Source organism: Herbaspirillum sp. WKF16 (assembly GCF_028993615.1).
Lineage (GTDB): Bacteria > Pseudomonadota > Gammaproteobacteria > Burkholderiales > Burkholderiaceae_D > Herbaspirillum.
Genome location: NZ_CP118632.1, coordinates 2,134,182 through 2,153,884, shown reverse-complemented (window position 1 = coordinate 2,153,884; position 19,703 = coordinate 2,134,182). Strand labels below are relative to the sequence as shown.

The following is a 19,703-nucleotide window of genomic DNA, read 5'->3' as shown; positions in this document are numbered from 1 at the left end:
TCAGCCACCGGTCACCGGCGGGAAGAACGCAACCTCGCCGCCGTCGGCGATCTCGGTGTCGGCCTCGGTCATCACATGGTCGTAGGCCATGCGCAGGTTCTTCTCGGGACCGAGCACCTCGGTCCAGGCGCCGCCGCGGCCGATCAGGAAAGCGCGCACGTCGCCCACGGTCTTGACGCTGTCGGGCAGCGTGATCACTTCCTGCGATGTCTGGAGCGCTTCGCGCACGCTGGCGAAGAAGCGGAGTTCGATTTTCATCAGAGCAGATCCTGGAAAGAGATGAAGGAAACGATGTCGCCGGCGGCGATGGTGCGGCCCGGCGCATTGTCGACCAGGCCATCGGCCCACACGGTGGAGGTCAGCACGTTGGAGCCTTGGCTGGGGAAGAGGTCGAGCCCGCCGCGGTCGTTGCGGCGCACGCGCAGGAACTCCTGGCGCTTGTCGGCCTTCTTCCAGTCGAAGTCGGCGCGCATGGTCACCGGCGCCGGCAGCGCGGCTTCGCGCGGCAGGCCCTGCAGGCGCAGCAGGAAGGGCCGCACGAACACCAGGAAGGTGACGAAGGACGACACCGGATTGCCCGGCAGGCCGATGAAGAAAGCGCGGCCATCCTGGGACGAGGCGCGGTTCACTTCGCCGAAAGCCAGCGGCTTGCCCGGCTTCATGGCGATCTGCCACATGTTGATGCGCCCTTGCGCTTCCACCGCCGGCTTGACGTGGTCTTCCTCCCCCACCGAGACGCCGCCGCTGGTGATGATCAGGTCGTGCCGCTGCGCCGCCTGGCGCAAGGTCTCGCGGGTCGCGTCGAGGTTGTCGGGGACGATGCCGTAGTCGCTGATCTCGCACCCCAGCTGTTGCAGCAGGCCGCGCAGAAGGAAGCGGTTGGAGTTGTAGATGGCGCCGGGCTTGAGCGCTTCGCCCGGCATGGCCAGTTCATCGCCGGTGAAGAACACCGCCACGCGCGCGCGGCGGCGCACCTGGAGATCGGCCTGCCCGACCGATGCCGCCAGGCCCAGCTCCTGCGGACGCAGGCGCGCGCCGGCGGCGAGGATGACGCCGCCCTGGCGGATGTCTTCGCCGATGTAGCGCACCCATTCGCCCGGCCTGGGGACATGGCGCACCACCACGTGCTCGCCGTCGGCCTCGCAGGACTCTTGCATGACCACCGCGTCGGCGCCCTCCGGCATCATCGCGCCGGTGAAGATGCGCGCGGCGGTGCCGGGCTGCAGCGGCTGGCCGACATGGCCGGCGGCAATGCGCTGCGACACCCGCAGGCGCGCCTGGCCCGAGGCGCAGTCGGCCGCGCGCACGGCGTAGCCGTCCATCTGCGAATTGTTCATGCCCGGCACGTTGATGTGGGCCAGCACCGGCGCCGCCAGCACGCGGCCGCAGGCCTCCAGCGTGGGGACGGTCTCCACGCCCTCGACCGGAACGGCGGCGTCGAGCAAGGTGCGCAGCGCCTGTTCCACGCTTTGCAGCGGCGCGCGGGCCGGCTGCGCGGTTGGTCCGGAAGAATTCTGTGCAGTGGTGTTGGCTTGCATGTCTGGCCTGTTGCGGATCCTGGATGGGTTGCCGGCGCGCTGGCGTTGCGCCGATACAGCGGCCTGACATTCTAATGCAATCGGGCCGTCCTTTCCGCCGCGCGCCGACGAGGCTGCGGCGCCATGAAAAACGCCGCGCGCACCGTCATGGCGCGAGCGGCGTCGGTACGTCCTGCGCGCTTACAGGCCGGTATGCTCGGCCACGAACGCCTTCACCTGCGCGGCCTCGGCCTGCATCACCTCGAAGCGCTGCGGCAGCGCCTCGATATTCTCGAAACCGGCCGGACGGTCGGCGTCGCGCCCCAGGGCTTCGCGGATGGTCTCGTTGAACTTGGCCGGCAGCGCGGTTTCCAGCACGATCATGGTGACGCCCGGGCTCAGGTTCTCGCGCGCCACCTTGATGCCGTCGGCGGTATGGGTGTCCACGGTGATGCCGTAGGCCTGTTCGGCGAAGCGGATGGTATCCAGGCGGTCGGCGTGGGTCGAGCGGCCGGAAGCGAAGCCGTACTTGATCACGCTGGCGAACTCGTCGCCGTCGCTGCCCGGCTTGCCGGTCAGGTCGAAGCCGCCGGCGGTCTCGACCTTGTGGAACAGCGCCTTGACGCGGCCGGCGTCGCGGCCCAGCAGGTCGAAGACGAAGCGCTCGAAGTTGGAGGCCTTGCTGATGTCCATGCTGGGACTGCTGGTGTGATACGTCTCGGCCGACTTGCGCACGCGGTAGACGCCGGTGCGGAAGAACTCGTCGAGCACGTCGTTCTCGTTGGTGGCCACCACCAGCTTGTCGATGGGCAGGCCCATCATGCGCGCGATGTGGCCGGCGCAGATATTGCCGAAGTTGCCCGAAGGGACGGTGAACGATACCTTCTGGTCATTGGCGCTGGTGGCCGCCAGGTAGCCGCGGAAGTAGTACACCACCTGCGCCACCACGCGCGCCCAGTTGATGGAATTGACCGTGCCGATCTTCTTGGCGGCCTTGTAGTCGAGGTCGTTGGAGATGGCCTTGACGATGTCCTGGCAATCGTCGAACACGCCCTGGACGGCGATGTTGAAGATATTGGGATCCTGCAGGCTGAACATCTGCGCGGTCTGGAACGCACTCATCTTCTTGTGCGGCGACAGCATGAAGACGCGGATGCCCTTCTTGCCGCGCATCGCATATTCGGCGGCGCTGCCGGTGTCGCCCGAGGTGGCGCCGACGATGTTGAGCTCGGCGCCCTTCCTGGCCAGCGCGTATTCGAACAGGTTGCCCAGCAGTTGCATGGCCATGTCCTTGAAGGCGAGCGTCGGGCCGTTGGACAAGCCCTGCAGCACCAGCTTCTTGCCATCCTTGTCTTCCAGCGTGCGCAGCGGCGTGATCTGCGAGGCGTCCTCGCCGGCGCGGGTGTTGCGGTAGACGTCGGCGGTATAGGTCTTGTGCGCCAGCGCCTTCAGGTCTGCCTCGGGGATGTCGGTGGCGAATTTCCTGAGCACCTCGAACGCCAGGTCGGCGTAGGACAGCTTGCGCCATTGGTCCAGCTCGGCGCCGGTCACCTGCGGGTATTGCGACGGCAGGTACAGGCCGCCGTCCGGCGCCAGGCCGCCCAGCAGGATTTCGGAAAAGGAGGGAGTTGCAGAATGACCGCGTGTGGAGACGTATTGCATGACGTATGAAGGCAGCAGGCGCGTGGTAGGAGGAAAAGCGGGAAAAGACGGCCATTATAGCCTCCCCCGCGCCCTGCCCGTCACATTTGCGGACCGCCCGGCGCCTGCGTCCGGAGGGCATCGGCCTGCGCCTGTTTCATTGCGGAAACCGCAAGCGCGACGACATGCGAGTGCAATAAAACGTTACCGCCCTTGAAAGCCGACGACAGGCGGGCTATGCTGCGGCACTTTGCTGCGATGCGCCGACGACGCCGGCTTGCCGCCGGGCGACGCATCCAACGACGGCCTTCAACGAAACAAGGATGGAAACAGCATGAAACAGAATACAAAATCCCTGCTGGCGATCTCCGGTCTGTTTGCCGCTTTGCTGGCAACCGCGCCGGCCCATGCCGAGAACTGGCAATCGCTGGGCGGAACGGACCAGTCCGAACTGCTGGTGGACACCGACTCCATCGTCGAATCCGGCGGCATCCGCGAAGCCTGGTCGCTGTGGAATTTCAAGGAAGCGCGTCCCAACACCGGCGACAGCGGCTTCCCCACGCTGAAGTCCTACAAGGACCTGCACCAGTACAACTGCAAGGCCGGCACGATGAGGCTGGTGCGCGAGATCATCTTCGCCGAGAACGACGGCAAGGGCGACAAGCGCGACCATTCCGATGCACTGAAGAACTCGCAGTTCGAGAAGACCAAGCCGCTGTCGGTGGGCGACGCCATGCAGCAGGCGGTGTGCGGTTTCGAGATCAAGAAGTAAGCATCGCGGCCGCCTTGGCGCAGCGATAAAAAAACGGAGCCCGCGGGCTCCGTTTTTCATTGCGGCGCCGGACGCTGCCGCAACGGTTCAGCTCAGTTCAGCTCTTCCAGGCGGATCTTGGTCACCTTGCCGGCCAGCGTGGCCAGGGCTTCGATCTTGGTGATGGCGGCCTCGATGTTCTTCTCCTGGGTCTGGTGGGTCAGCATGATGATATCGGTCTGCTGTTCGCCCTCGGCCGGCTCCTTTTGCAGCATGGCGTCGATCGAGATCGACGAATCGGCCAGGATGCGGGTGACGTCGGCCAGTACGCCGGCCTTGTCGGCCACGCGCATGCGCAGGTAGTAGCTGGTGGTCACTTCGGCCATCGGCAGCACCGGCGTGTCGGCCATGGCGTTGGGCTGGAACGCCAGGTAAGGCACGCGGTGTTCCGGATCGGCAGTGGCCAGGCGGGTGATATCGACCAGGTCGGCGATCACGGCCGAGGCGGTCGGCTCGGAACCGGCGCCCTTGCCGTAATACAGGGTCTCGCCGACGGCGTCGCCGCGCACCACCACCGCGTTCATCGCGCCTTCCACGTTGGCGATCAGGCGCTGCGCCGGGATCAGCGTCGGGTGCACACGCAGCTCGATGCCACGGCCGGTCTGGCGCGTGATGCCCAGCAGCTTGATGCGGTAGCCCAGCTGTTCGGCGTAGGTGATGTCGCTGGCCTGCAGCTTGGTGATGCCTTCGACGTGCGCGCGGTCGAACTGCACCGGGATGCCGAAGGCGATCGAGGCCATGATGGTCAGCTTGTGGGCGGCGTCCACGCCTTCGATGTCGAAGGTCGGATCGGCCTCGGCGTAGCCCAGGCGTTGCGCTTCCTTCAGTACGACGTCGAAGTCCAGGCCCTTGTCGCGCATCTCGGAGAGGATGAAGTTGGTGGTGCCGTTGATGATGCCGGCGATCCACTGGATGCGGTTGGCGGTGAGGCCTTCGCGCAGCGCCTTGATGATGGGGATGCCGCCGGCCACGGCGGCCTCGAACGCCACCATCACGCCCTTTTCCTGGGCGGCGCGGAAGATCTCGTTGCCGTGCGTGGCGATCAGCGCCTTGTTGGCGGTGACCACGTGCTTGCCGTTGGCGATGGCCTTGAGCACCAGCTCCTTGGCGATGCCGTAGCCGCCGATGAGCTCGATGACGATGTCGATGTCGGGATCGTTCACCACCAGGTTGGCGTCGTTGACAACCTTGACTTCTCCATTGGTCAGCTCGGTGGCGCGCTCGGTGTTGAGATCGGCCACCATGGTAATTTCAATGCCCCTGCCCGCGCGGCCGGCGATTTCTTCCTGGTTGCGCTTGAGTACATTGAAAGTACCGGAACCCACGGTGCCGATGCCGAGCAAACCTACTTTGATGGATTTCATGAATTGTCTTCGTGGTTGGTGAAAAATTGCCGCCGCCTCCAGCCCTCCGAGGCGGCGGATGCAGCAAGCCTTACGCGGTGCCGTGGCGGCGGCGATAGCCTTCGAGGAAGTGGGCGATGCGGCCCATGGACTCGGTCAGGTCGTCGGTGTTGGGCAGGAACACGACGCGGAAGTGATCCGGCGTGGGGCAGTTGAAACCGGTGCCCTGCACGATCAGCACCTTCTCCTCGGCCAGCAGCTCGTAGGCGAACTCCTGGTCGTCCTTGATCGGGTAGATTTCCGGATCCAGGCGCGGGAACATGTACAGCGCCGACTTCGGCTTGACGCAGGTGACGCCGGGAATCTCCGTGAGCAGCCGGTGCGCCAGGTCGCGCTGCTTGGTCAGGCGGCCGTTGGGCGCGACCAGGTCGTTGATGCTCTGGTAGCCGCCCAGCGCGGTCTGGATCGCGTACTGCCCGGGCGCGTTGGCGCACAGGCGCATCGAGGCCAGCATGTTGAGGCCTTCGATGTAGTCGCGCGCATGCTTCTTCTCGCCCGAGACCACCATCCAGCCGGCACGGTAGCCGCAGGAGCGGTAGTTCTTGGACAGGCCGTTGAAGGTGATGAACAGCACGTCGTCGGCCAGCGAGGCCAGCGAGGTGTGGGTGTTGCCGTCGTAGAGCACCTTGTCGTAGATCTCGTCGGCCAGCACGATGAGCTGGTGCTGGCGCGCCAGCTCGATGATTTCCTTCAGCACCTCGACCGAGTACAGCGCGCCGGTCGGGTTGTTGGGGTTGATGACCACGATGGCCTTGGTGTTGGGCGTGATCTTTTTCTTGATGTCGGCGACGTCGGGCTGCCAGCCTTGCTGCTCGTCGCAGACGTAGTGCACCGGGGTGCCGCCGGACAGGCTGACCGCGGCGGTCCACAGCGGATAGTCGGGCGACGGCACCAGCACTTCGTCGCCGGTGTTCAAGAGCGCGTTCACGCTCATGACGATCAGCTCGGAGGCGCCGTTGCCGAGGTAGATGTCGTCGATGGAGACGCCCTGGATGTTCTTTTGCTGGGTGTAGTGCATGACCGACTTGCGCGGCGCGAACAGGCCCTTGGAGTCGGTGTAGCCGGAGGCGTTGCCCATGTTGCGGATCATGTCCTGCACGATCTCGTCGGGCGCGTCGAAGCCGAACGCGGCCAGGTTGCCGATGTTGAGCTTGATGATCTTGTGGCCCTCTTCCTCCATCTGACGCGCTTTTTCCAGCACGGGACCACGAATGTCGTAACACACATCTGCCAGCTTCTTGGATTTCTGAATCGGTCGCACAGCTCTTCCTCTACACGTTTCGGCGCGGATTTTACAAGCCGCGCCCTCCTTGGCACCGCGGGGCTCGGAACCTTTCCGGCTCCAGCGTCTCCATCACGGCGCATTCATCTGGTTTGCATTTCTGTGCCTCGCGGCAATTTCCCTGGATTTTGGGCCGGGGCCGGGCGCCTGGTTGCAGTGCAGCGCGAGGCTGCGGCGAAGACCGGCAAATGCGCTCCGAAAGCCGCGCGGCCTGTGGGTCGGGAACCGGCCATTTTGCCCAAAGCTGTCCATTTTATCAATCAAATAGGCGCGCGCCGGAGATGGAAACGGCTACAATGCTGCACTTTACGACCAGATTGCTGCAATGCATGTCGGAATGACATCGCGGCCGCCGGCCCGGCGCTCATCCGGCTGCATCACCCGTCACCATTCCAGCCCGTCTTGCGATGAAGCTTCACACTACTGAAACCAAGCAATACCAGACCGTCACCGGCTACGATGAGGATGGCGTCGAACTCAACGCGATCCGCTTCACCAACAGCCTGCTGGTGCTGCCCGAGAGCGATCCGGTGCCGTGGCCGGTGGAGAGCTTCGATGCGCTCACCGCAGCCAACTTCGAGCAGATCGACGCCACCGCGCCCGACGTGGTGATCCTGGGCACCGGCGAGCGCCAGCGCTTCGTCCATCCCAAGCTGATCACGGTCCTGACCGCGCGCCGCATCGGCGTCGAATGCATGGACAACCAGGCCGCCTGCCGCACCTACAACATCCTCATGGCGGAGGGACGCAAGGTGGCGCTGGCGCTGATCATCGCGCCCAAGGCCTGAGCCCGCGCTTTGCCGCGACAAGAAACCCAAGAACACGCACAAGGAACCGCCGTCAATGCGCGAACTGTACAAATCGAAGGCGTTCGTCTGGACGCTGCTTATCCTGTTTCTGCTGGTCTGGTTCTGGATGCTGGGCGCGCGCGTCCTGGTGCCGACCGATGAGGGCCGCTACGCCGAGATGGCGCGCGAGATGGTGGCCACGCAGGACTGGATCACCACCCGCCTGAACGGCATCAAGTATTTCGAAAAGCCGCCGCTGCAGACCTGGATGAACGCCATCACGTTCGAACTGTTCGGCCTGGGCGAATGGCAGGCGCGGCTGTGGACCGGCCTGTGCGGCTTGCTCGGCATCGGCCTGGCCGGCTACACCGGCGCCCGCGTGTTCAGCGGGCGCGTCGGTTTCTATGCGGCGCTGGTGCTGGCGTCGAGCTTCTTCTGGGCCGGCATGGGCCATATCAACACGCTGGACATGGGCCTGTCCGGCATGATGACCATCTCGCTGTGCGCGCTGCTGATGGGGCAGCGCGACGGCGCCTCGCGCGACAGCCAGCGCAACTGGATGCTGCTGTGCTGGGCCGGCATGGCGCTGGCGGTGCTGTCCAAGGGCCTGATCGGCATCGTGCTGCCGGGCGCGGTGCTGGTGCTGTACACGCTGTTCTCGCGCGACTGGGCGATCTGGAAGCGCTTGCACCTGTTCAAGGGCCTGGTGCTGTTCTTCGTCATCACCACGCCGTGGTTCGTGGCGGTGTCGCTGCGCAACCCGGAGTTCCCGCAGTTCTTTTTCATCCACGAGCACTTCCAGCGCTTCACCTCCAAGATCCATAGCCGCACGGGCCCCTGGTACTACTTCATTCCCATCCTGCTGCTGGGCATCGTCCCCTGGCTGGGCGTGTTCTTCCAGGGCCTGTGGCAAGGCATGCGCGAGCAACGCGACACGGGCGGCTACAACAGCCTGAACGGCGGCCGCTTCCAACCCAAGAAGATGCTGCTGATCTGGGCCGTGTTCATCTTCCTGTTCTTCAGCATCTCCGACTCCAAGCTGCCGTCCTACATCCTGCCGATCTTCCCGGCGCTGGCGCTGCTGATCGCCTGCTATCTCGAACGCGCCGACTATAAGGCGCTGGCCTGGGCCGGCTCGCTGGTGGCGGTGCCCAGCGCGGTGGCGCTGGCGTTCATCCCGCGCGTGCCCGCGCTGGCCAAGGATGCGTTCTCGCTGCCGCTGGTGGAGGCGCACATCCCCTACCTGTACGCCGGCGCGCTGATCTTCTTCATCGGCGGCGTCGCCGCCATCCGCCTGGCGCGCCTGCACAAGGATGCAGCCGTGACCGCGCTGGCCGCCAGCGCCTTCATCGCCGGCCAGCTGCTGATGCTGGGCCACGACCCGCAGGGCCGCTATTCGGCCGGCGTCGACTACGTGCCGGCGCTGCAGGCCGAGCTCAAGCCGGAAACCCCGATCTACCTGGTCGGCCGCTACGAACAGGCGCTGCCCTTCTACCTGCGCCGCACGATGACGCTGGTGCAGCACGCCGATGAAATGGAATTCGGCCTGAAGCAGGAGCCGCAGCTGTGGCTGCCGACCATCGACGCCTTCGTGGCGCAGTGGGTGGCCGACAACGCGGCCGGCAAGAAAGATATCGCCATCATGGATCCGACGCGCTACAAGGAACTGCAGGAGCGCAAGCTGCCGATGCGCCTGATCGGCCAGGACCCGCGCCGCGTGATCGTGGCCAATGACCCGGCGCCGTCCGACACGGCTGCACCCGGCAAGAAGGCGGCGCAATGAACCTCGCCACCTTCGGCTTCATCTTCGCCGGCATCTGCCTCAATGCGGTGGCGCAGCTGCTGCTCAAGGCCGGCACCAATGCCGTCGGCGCGATCCACCTGACCGCCGGGAACTGGTTTGCCACCGGCCTCAAGCTGGCCACGCAGCTGCCCATCATCGGCGGCCTGTCGTGCTACGTGATCTCGGTAGTGGTGTGGATCATCGGCCTGTCGCGGGTGGATGTGACCGTCGCCTACCCGATGCTCTCGCTGGGCTACATCATCAACGCCATCGGCGCCTGGTACTTCCTGGGGGAAGTGGTTTCCGCCCAGCGCCTGCTCGCCATCGGGGTGATCATCGTCGGCGTGGTTTTGCTGACCAGAAGCTGATTTACAATAGCGCGCTGCCGGCCGCCATTGCCCGCCGCCCTGGGCGCGGGCAAGCATCGCGACCGGTGCGTCCCTCCCACGAATTCGCCTGACCAGAAACGACCCATGAGCTTGCCCTTCCTGCCGTTCGCCAAACCCACCATCGACGAGCCGACCATCGCCGCCGTAGCCGACGTGCTGCGCTCGGGCTGGATCACCAGCGGCCCCAAGGTGCAGGCGTTTGAAAAGGCCTTGTCCGACTACCTCGGCGGCCGCATCGTGCGCACCTTCAACTCCGGCACCTGCACCATGGAGATCGCGCTGCGTATCGCCGGCATCGGCGCCGGCGACGAGGTCATCACCACTCCGATCTCCTGGGTGGCGACCGCCAACGTGATCCTGGAAACCGGCGCCACGCCGGTGTTCGCCGATATTGATCCGGTCACCCGCAACATCGACCTGGACAAGCTCGAGGCCGCAATCACGCCGCGCACCAAGGCCGTGATCCCGGTCTACCTGTCCGGCCTGCCGGTGGACATGGACCGCCTCTACGCGATCGCCAAAAAGCACAACCTGCGCGTGGTGGAAGACGCCGCCCAAGCCCTGGGTTCGACCTGGAACGGCCGCCGCATCGGCGCCTTCGGCGACTTCATCTCCTTCAGCCTGCAGGCCAACAAGAACATCACCAGTTCGGAAGGCGGCTTCCTGGTCCTGAACAACGCCGAAGAAGCCCGCCTGGCTGAGAAGTATCGCCTGCAGGGCGTGACCCGCAGCGGCTTCGACGGGCTGGAAGTCGACGTACTGGGCGGCAAGTTCAACATGACCGACATCGCCGCGGCGATCGGCCTGGGCCAGTTCGCCCACATCGACGCCATCACCGCGCACCGCAAGGAACTGGCGCGCCATTATTTCGCCGCCTTCGGCGACGGCTTCGAAGCCGAATACGGCGCCCAACTGCCGGTGGCCGATTTCGAGAATTCGAACTGGCACATGTTCCAGCTGGTCTTGCCGGAGCGCATCACGCGCGCCGCCTTCATGGAAAAGATGATGGAAAAGCAAGTCGGCATCGGCTACCACTATCCGGCCATCCACCTGCTGCAGCTGTATCGCGAGCGCGGCTTCAAGGAAGGCATGTTCCCGGTGGCCGAACGCGTGGGCCGTCGCATCGTCTCCTTGCCGATGTTCAATGCAATGAGTAAAGATGACGTTCTGCGCGCGGTCGAAACAGTAAAATCGGTATTGCGTTGATTTTGTATCAATTTTCCGTTTAAATTCGGCACAATTCGCATTTTCGCTTCAAGCGGGCCTGAATGCCGCGACACCGCCGGTCGCCGCGGCTTCGGGCCTTTGACCTATTTCAGCAGCAGCCATTGATGAAACCAGAACTGTCCGTCGTCATCCCGGTATATAACGAGGAATCCGGCCTCGCCAAGCTGTTCGAGCGCCTCTACCCGGCGCTGGACGCCTTGGGCTACAGCTACGAAGTGATCTTCGTCAACGACGGCAGCCGCGACCGCTCCGCCGGCATCCTGGCCGAGCAGTACCGCATTCGCCCGGACGTTACCCGCGTCGTGCTGTTCAACGGCAACTATGGCCAGCACATGGCGATCATGGCGGGTTTCGAGGCGACCCGCGGCGAAGTGATCGTCACGCTGGACGCCGACCTGCAGAACCCGCCGGAAGAAATCGGCAACCTGGTGGCCAAGATGCGCGAGGGCTACGACTACGTCGGCTCGATCCGCCGCAAGCGCCAGGACTCTGCCTGGCGCACCTATGCCTCCAAGGCCATGAACCGCCTGCGCGAGAAGATTACCCGCATCAAGATGACCGACCAGGGCAACATGCTGCGCGCCTATGGCCGCAACGTCATCGACCTGGTCAACCAGTGCCGCGAGGTCAACACCTTCGTGCCGGCGCTGGCCTACACCTTCGCGCGCAAGCCCACTGAAATCACGGTGGAGCACGAGGAGCGCTCGGCCGGCGAATCCAAGTATTCGTTCTACAGCCTGATCCGCCTGAACTTCGACCTGGTGACCGGCTTCTCGCTGGTGCCGCTGCAGTTCTTCTCGCTGCTGGGCATCGGCCTGTCGTTCGCCTCGGCGGCGCTGTTCATCCTGATCGTGCTGCGCCGCCTGCTGATCGGCGCCGAAGTCGGCGGCGTGTTCACGCTGTTCGCCATCACCTTCTTCCTGATGGGCGTGATCCTGTTCTCGATCGGCCTCCTGGGCGAATACATCGGCCGCATCTACATGCAGGTGCGCGCGCGCCCCCGCTACGTGGTGCAAGCCATCCTCGAACAATCCTCCGAAGAGGACAAGCAGATATCATGAACGCCGTCGTATTCGCATACCATGACGTGGGCGTACGCTGCCTGAAGGTGCTGCTGGCGCGCGGCGTGCATGTGGCGCTGGTGGTCACCCATGAGGACAGTCCCGGCGAGAACATCTGGTTCGGTTCCGTGGCCGGCGTCTGCCGCGACAACGGCATCCCGTTCATCACCCCCTCCGACCCGAAGTCGCCGCAACTGCTGGCGCAGGTGCAGGCGGCCCAGCCGGACTTCATCTTCAGCTTCTACTACCGCCACATGCTGCCCATCGAGGTGCTGGCCACGGCCAAGCGCGGCGCCTACAACATGCACGGCTCGCTGCTGCCGAAGTATCGCGGCCGCGTGCCCATCAACTGGGCGGTGCTGCACGGCGAGACCGAGACCGGCGCCACCTTGCACGAGATGACCATCAAGCCCGACGCCGGCGCCATCGTGGCCCAGACCGCCGTGCCGATCCTGCCCGAAGACACCGCCTACGAGGTGTTCGGCAAGGTCGTGGTGGCCGCCGAGCAGACGCTCTGGGGCGTGTTGCCGGCCATGCTGGCCGACCGTACGCCCAACCTGCCCAACGAGCTTGCCAAGGGCAGCTATTTCGGCGGACGCAAGCCGGAAGACGGCCGCATCGACTGGCGCCGCACGGCGCGCGAGGTACATAACCTGGTGCGCGCGGTGGCTCCGCCCTACCCCGGGGCCTTCGAGGAAATCGCGGGTGATAAAATTACGGTGTCGAGAACCCGACTGGTTCCGCCGTCGGCCCATCTTGCCTTGCAGAAGGCCCACGGCATGCAGGACAAGTTCTTTGAAGGAGGCAAGCTCTACGCTCGCTGCGGCGACGGCAACTTCCTCCAGATCCTGGGCATCCAGATCAACGATCAGGATGCTTCGCTCAACAATTACCTGAAATACATGGCCAGCTGATTCCGGCCACTTAACTCGCTAACATCATGAAAAAAGTCCTCATTCTCGGCGTCAACGGCTTCATCGGCCACCACCTGTCCAAGCGCATCCTGGAAACCACGGATTGGCATGTGTACGGCATGGACATGATGACCGACCGTATCACCGACATTCTCGACAACGAGGCCTACAAGTCGCGCATGCACTTCTTCGAAGGCGACATCACGATCAACAAGGAATGGGTCGAATACCACGTCAAGAAGTGCGACGTGATCCTGCCCTTGGTGGCCATCGCCACCCCGTCGACCTACGTGAACAAGCCGCTGCGCGTGTTCGAGCTGGACTTCGAAGCGAACCTGCCGATCGTGCGCGCCGCCGCCAAGTACGGCAAGCACCTGGTGTTCCCCTCGACCTCCGAAGTCTACGGCATGTGCCACGACGAAGAGTTCGACCCGGAAGAGTCCGAACTGATCTGCGGCCCGATCAACAAGCCGCGCTGGATCTACTCCTGCTCCAAGCAGCTCATGGATCGCGTGATCTGGGGCTACGGCATGGAAGACAACCTGAACTTCACGCTGTTCCGTCCGTTCAACTGGATCGGCGCCGGCCTCGATTCCATCCACACCCCGAAGGAAGGCAGCTCGCGCGTGGTGACCCAGTTCTTCGGCCACATCGTGCGCGGCGAGAACATCTCGCTGGTCGACGGCGGCCTGCAGAAGCGCGCCTTCACCTACATCGACGACGGCATCGACGCGCTGATGAAGATCATCGCCAACGAAGGCGGCGTCGCCTCCGGCAAGATCTACAACATCGGCAACCCGGTCAACAACTACTCGATCAAGGAGCTGGCCGACATGATGCTCAAGCTGGCTGCCGAGTATCCGGAATACGCCGACACGGTCAAGAACGTGAAGCTGGTCGAAACCACCTCGGCCGCCTACTACGGCAAGGGCTACCAGGACGTGCAGAACCGCGTCCCCAAGATCACCAACACCTGCGAAGAGCTGAACTGGAAGCCGCAAACCACCATGGCCGACACGCTGCGCAACATCTTCGACGCGTATCGCGGCCAGGTGGCTGAAGCCCGCGCGCTGATGGACTGATCGCCGTCCCGGCCCGGCACCGAGAACCGCGCTTCGGCGCGGTTTTCTTTTTGCCGCGCCGCTCCTGGCCGGCGGTCATTGCCATTGCGGCAATGCCGCTGTTATGGCCCGGACCGCCGATGGAGCGGCTTGCATATTGTTCTATGCGGCATGGAATGCTAGTCTCGCATACTGATCCGCAATCGCTGCGCCGCACGCGCCGCGGCTACGCCGGCCACGCCGGCGGCCCCGGCCTCACCACCTACCTGATTCATCGACATTGCCCAAACTTACACTCAAGATCGACGCCGATACCTATCGCGGCACCCGTGTGGGCGTCCCCAACCTGATCAGCCAGCTGCGCCGCCACGGCGCCGGCGCAAGCTTCCTGTTCTCGCTCGGTCCCGACCATACCGGCTGGGCCCTGAAGCAGATCTTCCGCCCCGGCTTCTTCAGCAAGGTCTCGCGCACCTCGGTGGTCGAACACTACGGCTTGAAGACGCTGATGTACGGCACCTTGCTGCCCGCCCCCGATATCGGCAAGACCTGCGCCGAGTTCATGCGCGAAGCCTATGACGCCGGCTTCGAGTGCGGCATCCACACCTGGGACCATCGCGTCTGGCAGGACGATGTTCGCCATGCCGATGCGCAATGGACGCAGGAGACCATGCAGCGATCCTACGGCCGCTACCACGACATCTTCGGCCACGCGCCGGTCACGCACGGCGCCGCGGGTTGGCAGATGAACGGGCATGCCTTCGCGCAGCTCGACCAGTTCGGCTTCGCCTACTCCTCCGACGGCCGCTCGCAACTGCGCGAAGACGGCGGTCTGGCCGATCCGGACGCCGGCCCGCATCGCCTGTCGGCCGGCGGCCGCGCGCTGTCCTGCGTGCAGCTGCCGACCACTCTGCCGACGCTGGACGAGATCCTCGGCCGCACCATCCGCGGCAAGCTGATCGACAGCGGCAACGCCGCCGACCTGCTGCTGGAACTGACCCGGCAGCCGCGCGATCACGTGTTCACGCTGCATGCCGAGCTTGAAGGCCAGAAACTCGCCCCCATTTTCGAAAAGCTGCTGGCTGGCTGGCGCGCGCAGGGATACGAGCTGGTCTCCATGGGCGACTACTACCAAAGCGTGAAAAACGACGTGCTGCCCATCCTGCCGATCAGCTGGGGCGAATTGCCCGGCCGCTCGGGCGAACTGATCGTGCAGGCGATGTAATTCCCGCCGCAGCGAGCAAAAGACAACCAACGACAACCGACATACTGGGGCGCCATTTTGACCGACAGACCATCCATCCTGAACAAGACCGTGCCGGAATTCTCGGCGGCCATGACCGGCGGCAAGAACTTCAACCTGGCCGACTACCGGGGCAAGAACCTGGTGCTGTATTTCTATCCCAAGGACAACACGCCGGGCTGCACCACCGAGGGCATGCAGTTCCGCGACCTGCATCCGCAATTCCAGGACCTGAACACCGAAATCTTCGGCGTCAGCCGCGACAGCCTGAAGTCGCACGAGGGCTTCAAAGGCAAGCTGGGCATGCCGTTTGAACTGATTTCCGACCCCGATGAAACACTGTGCGCCATGTTCGATGTCATGAAGATGAAAAACATGTATGGCAAGCAAGTGCGCGGCGTCGAGCGCAGCACGTTTGTGATTGACGGATCGGGCAAAGTGGTGAAAGAATGGCGTGGAGTCAAGGTTCCAGCCCACGTGGACGAGGTGCTGGCCTTTATCAAAACCATTGCCTGAAAAAGCGGCCGGAACGCAAGCGATTGAAGTTCCGGGCGGGCCATGAGAACCCTCGTGACCCTGTGGCGCCCCACGGCGCCCTGCTGATGTCGGGCCGTGTCAGGATCGCCTGGCAAGCGCACCTGCCGCGTTCGATGAATATGCGGTCAATCGATACAAGCCATTGAATTCAAACAGGAAAACGTTAGTTGAAAGCCGTTTCTGGTTTAGGCCGAAGGCCTACCGAAACGGCTTTTTTACTTTTCAGTTTACCGTCGGCGCTAATCAAACCCTTGCTCCCTGTGCTCCCACCCGCGCCGCGATGCCGCATGTCGGCCCGGCGGGACTGCGCAAGGTTTTCATTAGAACCCGCGGCGCCACTCCTCAGTCGTTGTTTCCTTCGCAGTTAGCCTTATCGCACCACCTGTTCGCTCTGACAAAGCGGTATTTTCTTCATTCACTACCGAGGTCCTGATGCCCCTGCCCAAAATGCCGAGCAAACCAGCTTCGCTGCTGTCTCCCGAGGACTATCCCAAGGCTGAACGCAATAAACCTGTCAAACCGAACATCGCACTCGTAGAAACTCCCGCCATCCCCAAGCAAGAGATCGCGGCCGTTGCCGCCGTCGCCGCGCCGCAAGCCAAGGCTGCTGAGCCGCGCGCCCGCACCACCACCGGCAAGGTCGCACCGGCTGAAAAGCCGAAAGCCGCGCCCAAGGCCGTGGAGCCGCGCGCCAAGTCCAGCACCAGCCGCGTGGCCGACAAGATGGGCGTGTCCAAGCTGTTCGTGCTGGACACCAACGTCCTGATGCACGACCCGACCTCCCTGTTCCGCTTCGAAGAGCATGACATCTACCTGCCGATGATCACGCTGGAGGAGCTGGACAACCACAAGAAGGGCATGTCCGAAGTGGCCCGCAACGCGCGCCAGATTTCGCGCTCGCTGGACGCGTTGGTGTCCGATATCGCGGAGGATGCGATCGACCTCGGCATCCCCCTGGCCAAGCTGGGCAACAAGGACGCCAAGGGCCGCCTGTTCTTCCAGACCAAGCTGCAGAACGCCGCGCTGCCGGACGGCCTGCCTGAAGGCAAGGCCGACAACCAGATCCTGGGCGTGGTGCGCGCGCTGGACCAGCAATATCCGGAGCGCCCCGTGGTGCTGGTGTCCAAGGACATCAACATGCGCCTGAAGGCGCGCGCCATCGGCCTGCCTGCCGAGGACTACTTCAACGACCACGTGCTGGAAGATACCGACCTGCTGTACTCGGGCATCCAGCAACTGCCGGACGACTTCTGGAACAAGCACGGCAAGGGCATGGAGTCGTGGCAGGAGAACAAGCACGGCAGCAGCTTCACCTACTACCGCGTGACCGGCCCCTACGTGCCTTCGCTGCTGGTCAACCAGTTCGTGTTCATCGAGCCCAAGAACGGCGAGCCGTCCTTCTACGGCCAGGTCACGCAGATCAACGGCAAGACCGCCGTGCTGCAGACGCTGCGCGACTACGGCCACTCGAAGAACAGCGTGTGGGGCATTACCGCCCGCAACCGCGAGCAGAACTTCGCGCTGAACCTGCTGATGAACCCGGAGTGCGACTTCGTCACCCTGCTGGGCCAGGCCGGCACCGGCAAGACCCTGCTGGCGCTGGCGGCCGGCCTGGCGCAGGTGCTGGAGACCAAGCTCTACAACGAGATCATCGTCACCCGCGTGACGGTGCCGGTCGGTGAAGACATCGGTTTCCTGCCGGGCACCGAAGAAGAAAAGATGGGCCCGTGGATGGGCGCCTTCGACGACAACCTCGAAGTGCTCAACAAGTCCGACGGCGACGCCGGTGAATGGGGCCGCGCCGCAACCCAGGACCTGATCCGCTCGCGCATCAAGATCAAGTCGCTCAACTTCATGCGGGGACGCACCTTCGTCAACAAGTTCCTGATCATCGACGAAGCGCAGAACCTGACGCCCAAGCAAATGAAGACCCTGGTCACGCGCGCCGGCCCCGGCACCAAGATCATCTGCCTGGGCAACATCGCGCAGATCGACACGCCCTACCTGACCGAAGGTTCGAGCGGCCTGACCTACGTGGTCGACCGCTTCAAGGGCTGGTCGCACAGCGGCCACGTGACGCTGGCGCGCGGCGAGCGTTCGCGCCTGGCCGACCATGCCAGCGATGTGCTGTAAGTGAGCTTGCGCGGGCTTACCCGCGCAAGGCCGGATCCGTTTGCCGCCGCGGCGGCAAACGATGACCCAAAGAAAAAGCCACCGCAAGGTGGCTTTTTCTTTGGCTGCAAGCGATGCGATCAGAGGATCTGCACGCCGATCCACCAGGCGATCGCGGCGACGAAGGCCGAGGCCGGGATCGTAAAGATCCAGGCCCAGACGATGTTGCTCGCCACGCCCCAGCGCACCGCCGACATCTTGCGCGACGCACCCACGCCGACGATGGCGCCGGTGATGGTATGTGTGGTCGACACCGGAATGCCCAGCGCGGTGGCGATGAACAGCGTGATGGCGCCGCCGGTTTCGGCGCAGAAACCGCCGACCGGCTTGAGCTTGGTGATCTTCTGCCCCATGGTCTTGACGATGCGCCAGCCGCCGAACAGCGTGCCCAGGCTGATGGCGCAATAGCAGGAGATGATCACCCACATCGGCGGCGCTTCCGGGCTGGAATAACCGGAGGCGATCAGCAGCATCCAGATGATGCCGATGGTCTTCTGGGCGTCGTTGCCGCCGTGGCCGAGGCTGTACATCGATGCCGACAGCAACTGCAGCCGGCGGAACCAGCCATCGATCTTGCGCGGCGTGGAGCGGAAGAATATCCACGACACGATGAGCATCATGATCGACCCGAACAGCAAGCCCAGCAACGGCGAGAGCACGATGAACAGGATCGTCTTGAGCAGGCCCGCGGAAATCAGGGCGCCGGTGCCCGCCTTGGCCACGGCCGCACCGACCAGGCCGCCGATCAGCGCATGCGAGGAGGAAGACGGGATGCCGTAGTACCAGGTGACCAGGTTCCAGAAAATGGCGCCGATCAGCGCGCCGAACACCACATAGTGGTCGACCACTGCGGGCTCGATGGTGCCCTTGCCCACCGAGGCCGCGACGTGCAACTGGTGGAAAACGAACACCGCGGCCAGGTTGAAGAAGGCCGCCATGGCCACTGCCGTCTGCGGGCGCAGCACGCCGGTGGAGACCACCGTGGCGATCGCATTGGCGGCATCGTGGAAGCCGTTCATGAAGTCGAACAGCAGCGCCAGGACGATCAACAACGCGAGGATGTGTAAGCTGATTTGAATTGTTTGCATGGGGAAACCGTTGTTTGGACCGGGCGACGGCCGCATCGGGTCGCCGCTGCGCCTGCGTCAGGCGTTCTCGACGATGATGCCTTCGATGATGTTGGCCACGTCTTCGCAGCGGTCGGTGACGGTTTCCAGGATCTCGTAGATGGCCTTGAGCTTGATCAGGGTGCGCACGTCCGGCTCATCGCGGAACAGCTTGGACATGGCGGCGCGCATCACGTGGTCGGCATCCGACTCCAGGCGGTCGATCTCCTGGCAGATGGCCAGGATCTGGCGCGAGTTGTCCATGTTGTTGAGCATGCCCACCGCGGCCTGCACCTTCTCCGCACAGGCCAGGCACAGCTCGGCCAGGCGCTTGGCTTCGGGGGTGATGGCCTTGATGTCGTAGAGCGAAATGGTCTGGGCAGCGTCTTCCAGCAGGTCCAGGATGTCGTCCATGCGGGTGATCAGCTGGTGGATGTCGTCGCGGTCCAGCGGCGTGATGAAGGTCTTGTGCAGCAGGTCGATGGTGTTGTGCGTCACCTTGTCGGCTTGCTTCTCGACGGTTTCAATGGCATGCACGCGGATTTCAAGGTCATCGAAATTGGTCATCAGCGCGACCATCTCTTTCGCGCACTTGACCGCCAACTCGGCATGTTGATTGAACAGGTCAAAGAATTTGCCTTCGGTCGGCATCAATCGTCCAAACATGTTTCACTCTCTCGTCTATGATTCGCGCCCATGAAGCGCCGTCTGGACCGGCGGGCTCACCTCCCCGGCTTGCCCTGCCCGTCCCACGCGCCGCACCACAATGGT

18 protein-coding genes are annotated in these 19,703 nt (G+C 63.9%); 11 read left to right on the top strand and 7 right to left on the bottom strand.

Annotated features, from left to right (window positions below):
• The 3 genes from moaD to thrC all read right to left on the bottom strand — a co-directional run bounded on the left by moaD (position 1) and on the right by thrC (position 3,179).
• On the bottom strand, positions 1-258 hold the full coding sequence (gene moaD / locus Herbaro_RS09905; RefSeq protein WP_275013651.1) for a molybdopterin converting factor subunit 1: 258 nt from the start codon (positions 256-258) through the stop codon (positions 1-3).
• On the bottom strand, positions 258-1,538 hold the full coding sequence (locus Herbaro_RS09900; RefSeq protein ID WP_275013650.1) for a molybdopterin molybdotransferase MoeA: 1,281 nt from the start codon (positions 1,536-1,538) through the stop codon (positions 258-260). Before Herbaro_RS09900 ends, moaD begins: the two co-directional genes overlap by 1 nt.
• A gap of 180 nt (positions 1,539-1,718) precedes the next feature.
• Positions 1,719-3,179 carry a threonine synthase gene (gene thrC / locus Herbaro_RS09895; protein WP_275013649.1) on the bottom strand — a complete coding sequence of 487 codons (1,461 nt, stop codon included), beginning with the start codon at positions 3,177-3,179 and terminating at the stop codon, positions 1,719-1,721.
• Positions 3,180-3,492: 313 nt separating this feature from the next.
• On the opposite strand from thrC, the gene Herbaro_RS09890 reads away from it, so the two are divergent.
• Positions 3,493-3,930: a surface-adhesin E family protein gene (locus tag Herbaro_RS09890; protein WP_275013648.1), complete on the top strand. Its 438-nt coding sequence runs from the start codon at positions 3,493-3,495 to the stop codon at positions 3,928-3,930.
• 92 nt (positions 3,931-4,022) lie between these two features.
• Here the strand turns inward: Herbaro_RS09890 and Herbaro_RS09885 are convergent, their stop codons facing one another.
• Positions 4,023-5,333 (bottom strand): homoserine dehydrogenase, encoded by a 1,311-nt coding sequence (locus tag Herbaro_RS09885; protein WP_275013647.1) that lies wholly within the window; start codon positions 5,331-5,333, stop codon positions 4,023-4,025.
• A gap of 70 nt (positions 5,334-5,403) precedes the next feature.
• Positions 5,404-6,633 (bottom strand): pyridoxal phosphate-dependent aminotransferase, encoded by a 1,230-nt coding sequence (locus tag Herbaro_RS09880; protein ID WP_275013646.1) that lies wholly within the window; start codon positions 6,631-6,633, stop codon positions 5,404-5,406.
• A 428-nt stretch (positions 6,634-7,061) separates the two neighbouring features.
• Between Herbaro_RS09880 and Herbaro_RS09875 the strand changes: the two genes are divergently transcribed.
• The 10 genes from Herbaro_RS09875 to Herbaro_RS09830 all read left to right on the top strand — a co-directional run bounded on the left by Herbaro_RS09875 (position 7,062) and on the right by Herbaro_RS09830 (position 17,787).
• Positions 7,062-7,442 carry an Mth938-like domain-containing protein gene (locus Herbaro_RS09875; RefSeq protein WP_275013645.1) on the top strand — a complete coding sequence of 127 codons (381 nt, stop codon included), beginning with the start codon at positions 7,062-7,064 and terminating at the stop codon, positions 7,440-7,442.
• Positions 7,443-7,497: 55 nt separating this feature from the next.
• Complete coding sequence (locus Herbaro_RS09870; RefSeq protein WP_275013643.1) at positions 7,498-9,225, top strand: glycosyltransferase family 39 protein; 1,728 nt, start codon at positions 7,498-7,500, stop codon at positions 9,223-9,225.
• Positions 9,222-9,593 carry an EamA family transporter gene (locus Herbaro_RS09865; protein WP_275013642.1) on the top strand — a complete coding sequence of 124 codons (372 nt, stop codon included), beginning with the start codon at positions 9,222-9,224 and terminating at the stop codon, positions 9,591-9,593. The genes Herbaro_RS09870 and Herbaro_RS09865 overlap by 4 nt, the downstream gene beginning before the upstream one ends.
• A gap of 105 nt (positions 9,594-9,698) precedes the next feature.
• Positions 9,699-10,820: a DegT/DnrJ/EryC1/StrS family aminotransferase gene (locus tag Herbaro_RS09860; protein ID WP_275013641.1), complete on the top strand. Its 1,122-nt coding sequence runs from the start codon at positions 9,699-9,701 to the stop codon at positions 10,818-10,820.
• A gap of 125 nt (positions 10,821-10,945) precedes the next feature.
• Positions 10,946-11,902, top strand: a complete 957-nt coding sequence (locus tag Herbaro_RS09855) for a glycosyltransferase (protein WP_275013640.1) — start codon at positions 10,946-10,948, stop codon at positions 11,900-11,902.
• Positions 11,899-12,816, top strand: coding sequence for a formyltransferase (locus tag Herbaro_RS09850; protein WP_275013639.1), 918 nt, complete (start codon positions 11,899-11,901; stop codon positions 12,814-12,816). Before Herbaro_RS09855 ends, Herbaro_RS09850 begins: the two co-directional genes overlap by 4 nt.
• 26 nt (positions 12,817-12,842) lie before the next feature.
• The gene (locus Herbaro_RS09845) at positions 12,843-13,898 is read left to right on the top strand and encodes a bifunctional UDP-4-keto-pentose/UDP-xylose synthase (protein WP_275013638.1); all 1,056 of its coding nucleotides are present in this window, start codon (positions 12,843-12,845) and stop codon (positions 13,896-13,898) included.
• A 259-nt stretch (positions 13,899-14,157) separates the two neighbouring features.
• Positions 14,158-15,099 (top strand): polysaccharide deacetylase family protein, encoded by a 942-nt coding sequence (locus Herbaro_RS09840; RefSeq protein WP_275013637.1) that lies wholly within the window; start codon positions 14,158-14,160, stop codon positions 15,097-15,099.
• Positions 15,100-15,156: 57 nt separating this feature from the next.
• Complete coding sequence (locus Herbaro_RS09835) at positions 15,157-15,633, top strand: peroxiredoxin (protein ID WP_275013636.1); 477 nt, start codon at positions 15,157-15,159, stop codon at positions 15,631-15,633.
• A 453-nt stretch (positions 15,634-16,086) separates the two neighbouring features.
• Positions 16,087-17,787 (top strand): PhoH family protein, encoded by a 1,701-nt coding sequence (locus Herbaro_RS09830; protein ID WP_275013634.1) that lies wholly within the window; start codon positions 16,087-16,089, stop codon positions 17,785-17,787.
• 119 nt (positions 17,788-17,906) lie between these two features.
• On the opposite strand, the gene Herbaro_RS09825 is transcribed toward Herbaro_RS09830, so the two are convergent.
• On the bottom strand, positions 17,907-18,914 hold the full coding sequence (locus tag Herbaro_RS09825; protein ID WP_275013633.1) for an inorganic phosphate transporter: 1,008 nt from the start codon (positions 18,912-18,914) through the stop codon (positions 17,907-17,909).
• Positions 18,915-18,971: 57 nt separating this feature from the next.
• The gene (locus tag Herbaro_RS09820; RefSeq protein WP_275013632.1) at positions 18,972-19,598 is read right to left on the bottom strand and encodes a DUF47 domain-containing protein; all 627 of its coding nucleotides are present in this window, start codon (positions 19,596-19,598) and stop codon (positions 18,972-18,974) included.
• Between the last annotated feature and the right edge of the window lie 105 nt (positions 19,599-19,703).

Bases quoted from the DNA above. Each gene is read 5' to 3' on its own strand.
- moaD (WP_275013651.1), bottom strand. From the start codon at position 258: ATGAAAATCGAACTCCGCTTCTTCGCCAGCGTGCGCGAAGCGCTCCAG.
- Herbaro_RS09900 (WP_275013650.1), bottom strand. From the start codon at position 1,538: ATGCAAGCCAACACCACTGCACAGAATTCTTCCGGACCAACCGCGCAG.
- thrC (WP_275013649.1), bottom strand. From the start codon at position 3,179: ATGCAATACGTCTCCACACGCGGTCATTCTGCAACTCCCTCCTTTTCC.
- Herbaro_RS09890 (WP_275013648.1), top strand. From the start codon at position 3,493: ATGAAACAGAATACAAAATCCCTGCTGGCGATCTCCGGTCTGTTTGCC.
- Herbaro_RS09885 (WP_275013647.1), bottom strand. From the start codon at position 5,333: ATGAAATCCATCAAAGTAGGTTTGCTCGGCATCGGCACCGTGGGTTCC.
- Herbaro_RS09875 (WP_275013645.1), top strand. From the start codon at position 7,062: ATGAAGCTTCACACTACTGAAACCAAGCAATACCAGACCGTCACCGGC.
- Herbaro_RS09870 (WP_275013643.1), top strand. From the start codon at position 7,498: ATGCGCGAACTGTACAAATCGAAGGCGTTCGTCTGGACGCTGCTTATC.
- Herbaro_RS09865 (WP_275013642.1), top strand. From the start codon at position 9,222: ATGAACCTCGCCACCTTCGGCTTCATCTTCGCCGGCATCTGCCTCAAT.
- Herbaro_RS09860 (WP_275013641.1), top strand. From the start codon at position 9,699: ATGAGCTTGCCCTTCCTGCCGTTCGCCAAACCCACCATCGACGAGCCG.
- Herbaro_RS09855 (WP_275013640.1), top strand. From the start codon at position 10,946: ATGAAACCAGAACTGTCCGTCGTCATCCCGGTATATAACGAGGAATCC.
- Herbaro_RS09850 (WP_275013639.1), top strand. From the start codon at position 11,899: ATGAACGCCGTCGTATTCGCATACCATGACGTGGGCGTACGCTGCCTG.
- Herbaro_RS09845 (WP_275013638.1), top strand. From the start codon at position 12,843: ATGAAAAAAGTCCTCATTCTCGGCGTCAACGGCTTCATCGGCCACCAC.
- Herbaro_RS09830 (WP_275013634.1), top strand. From the start codon at position 16,087: ATGCCCCTGCCCAAAATGCCGAGCAAACCAGCTTCGCTGCTGTCTCCC.
- Herbaro_RS09825 (WP_275013633.1), bottom strand. From the start codon at position 18,914: ATGCAAACAATTCAAATCAGCTTACACATCCTCGCGTTGTTGATCGTC.
- Herbaro_RS09820 (WP_275013632.1), bottom strand. From the start codon at position 19,598: ATGTTTGGACGATTGATGCCGACCGAAGGCAAATTCTTTGACCTGTTC.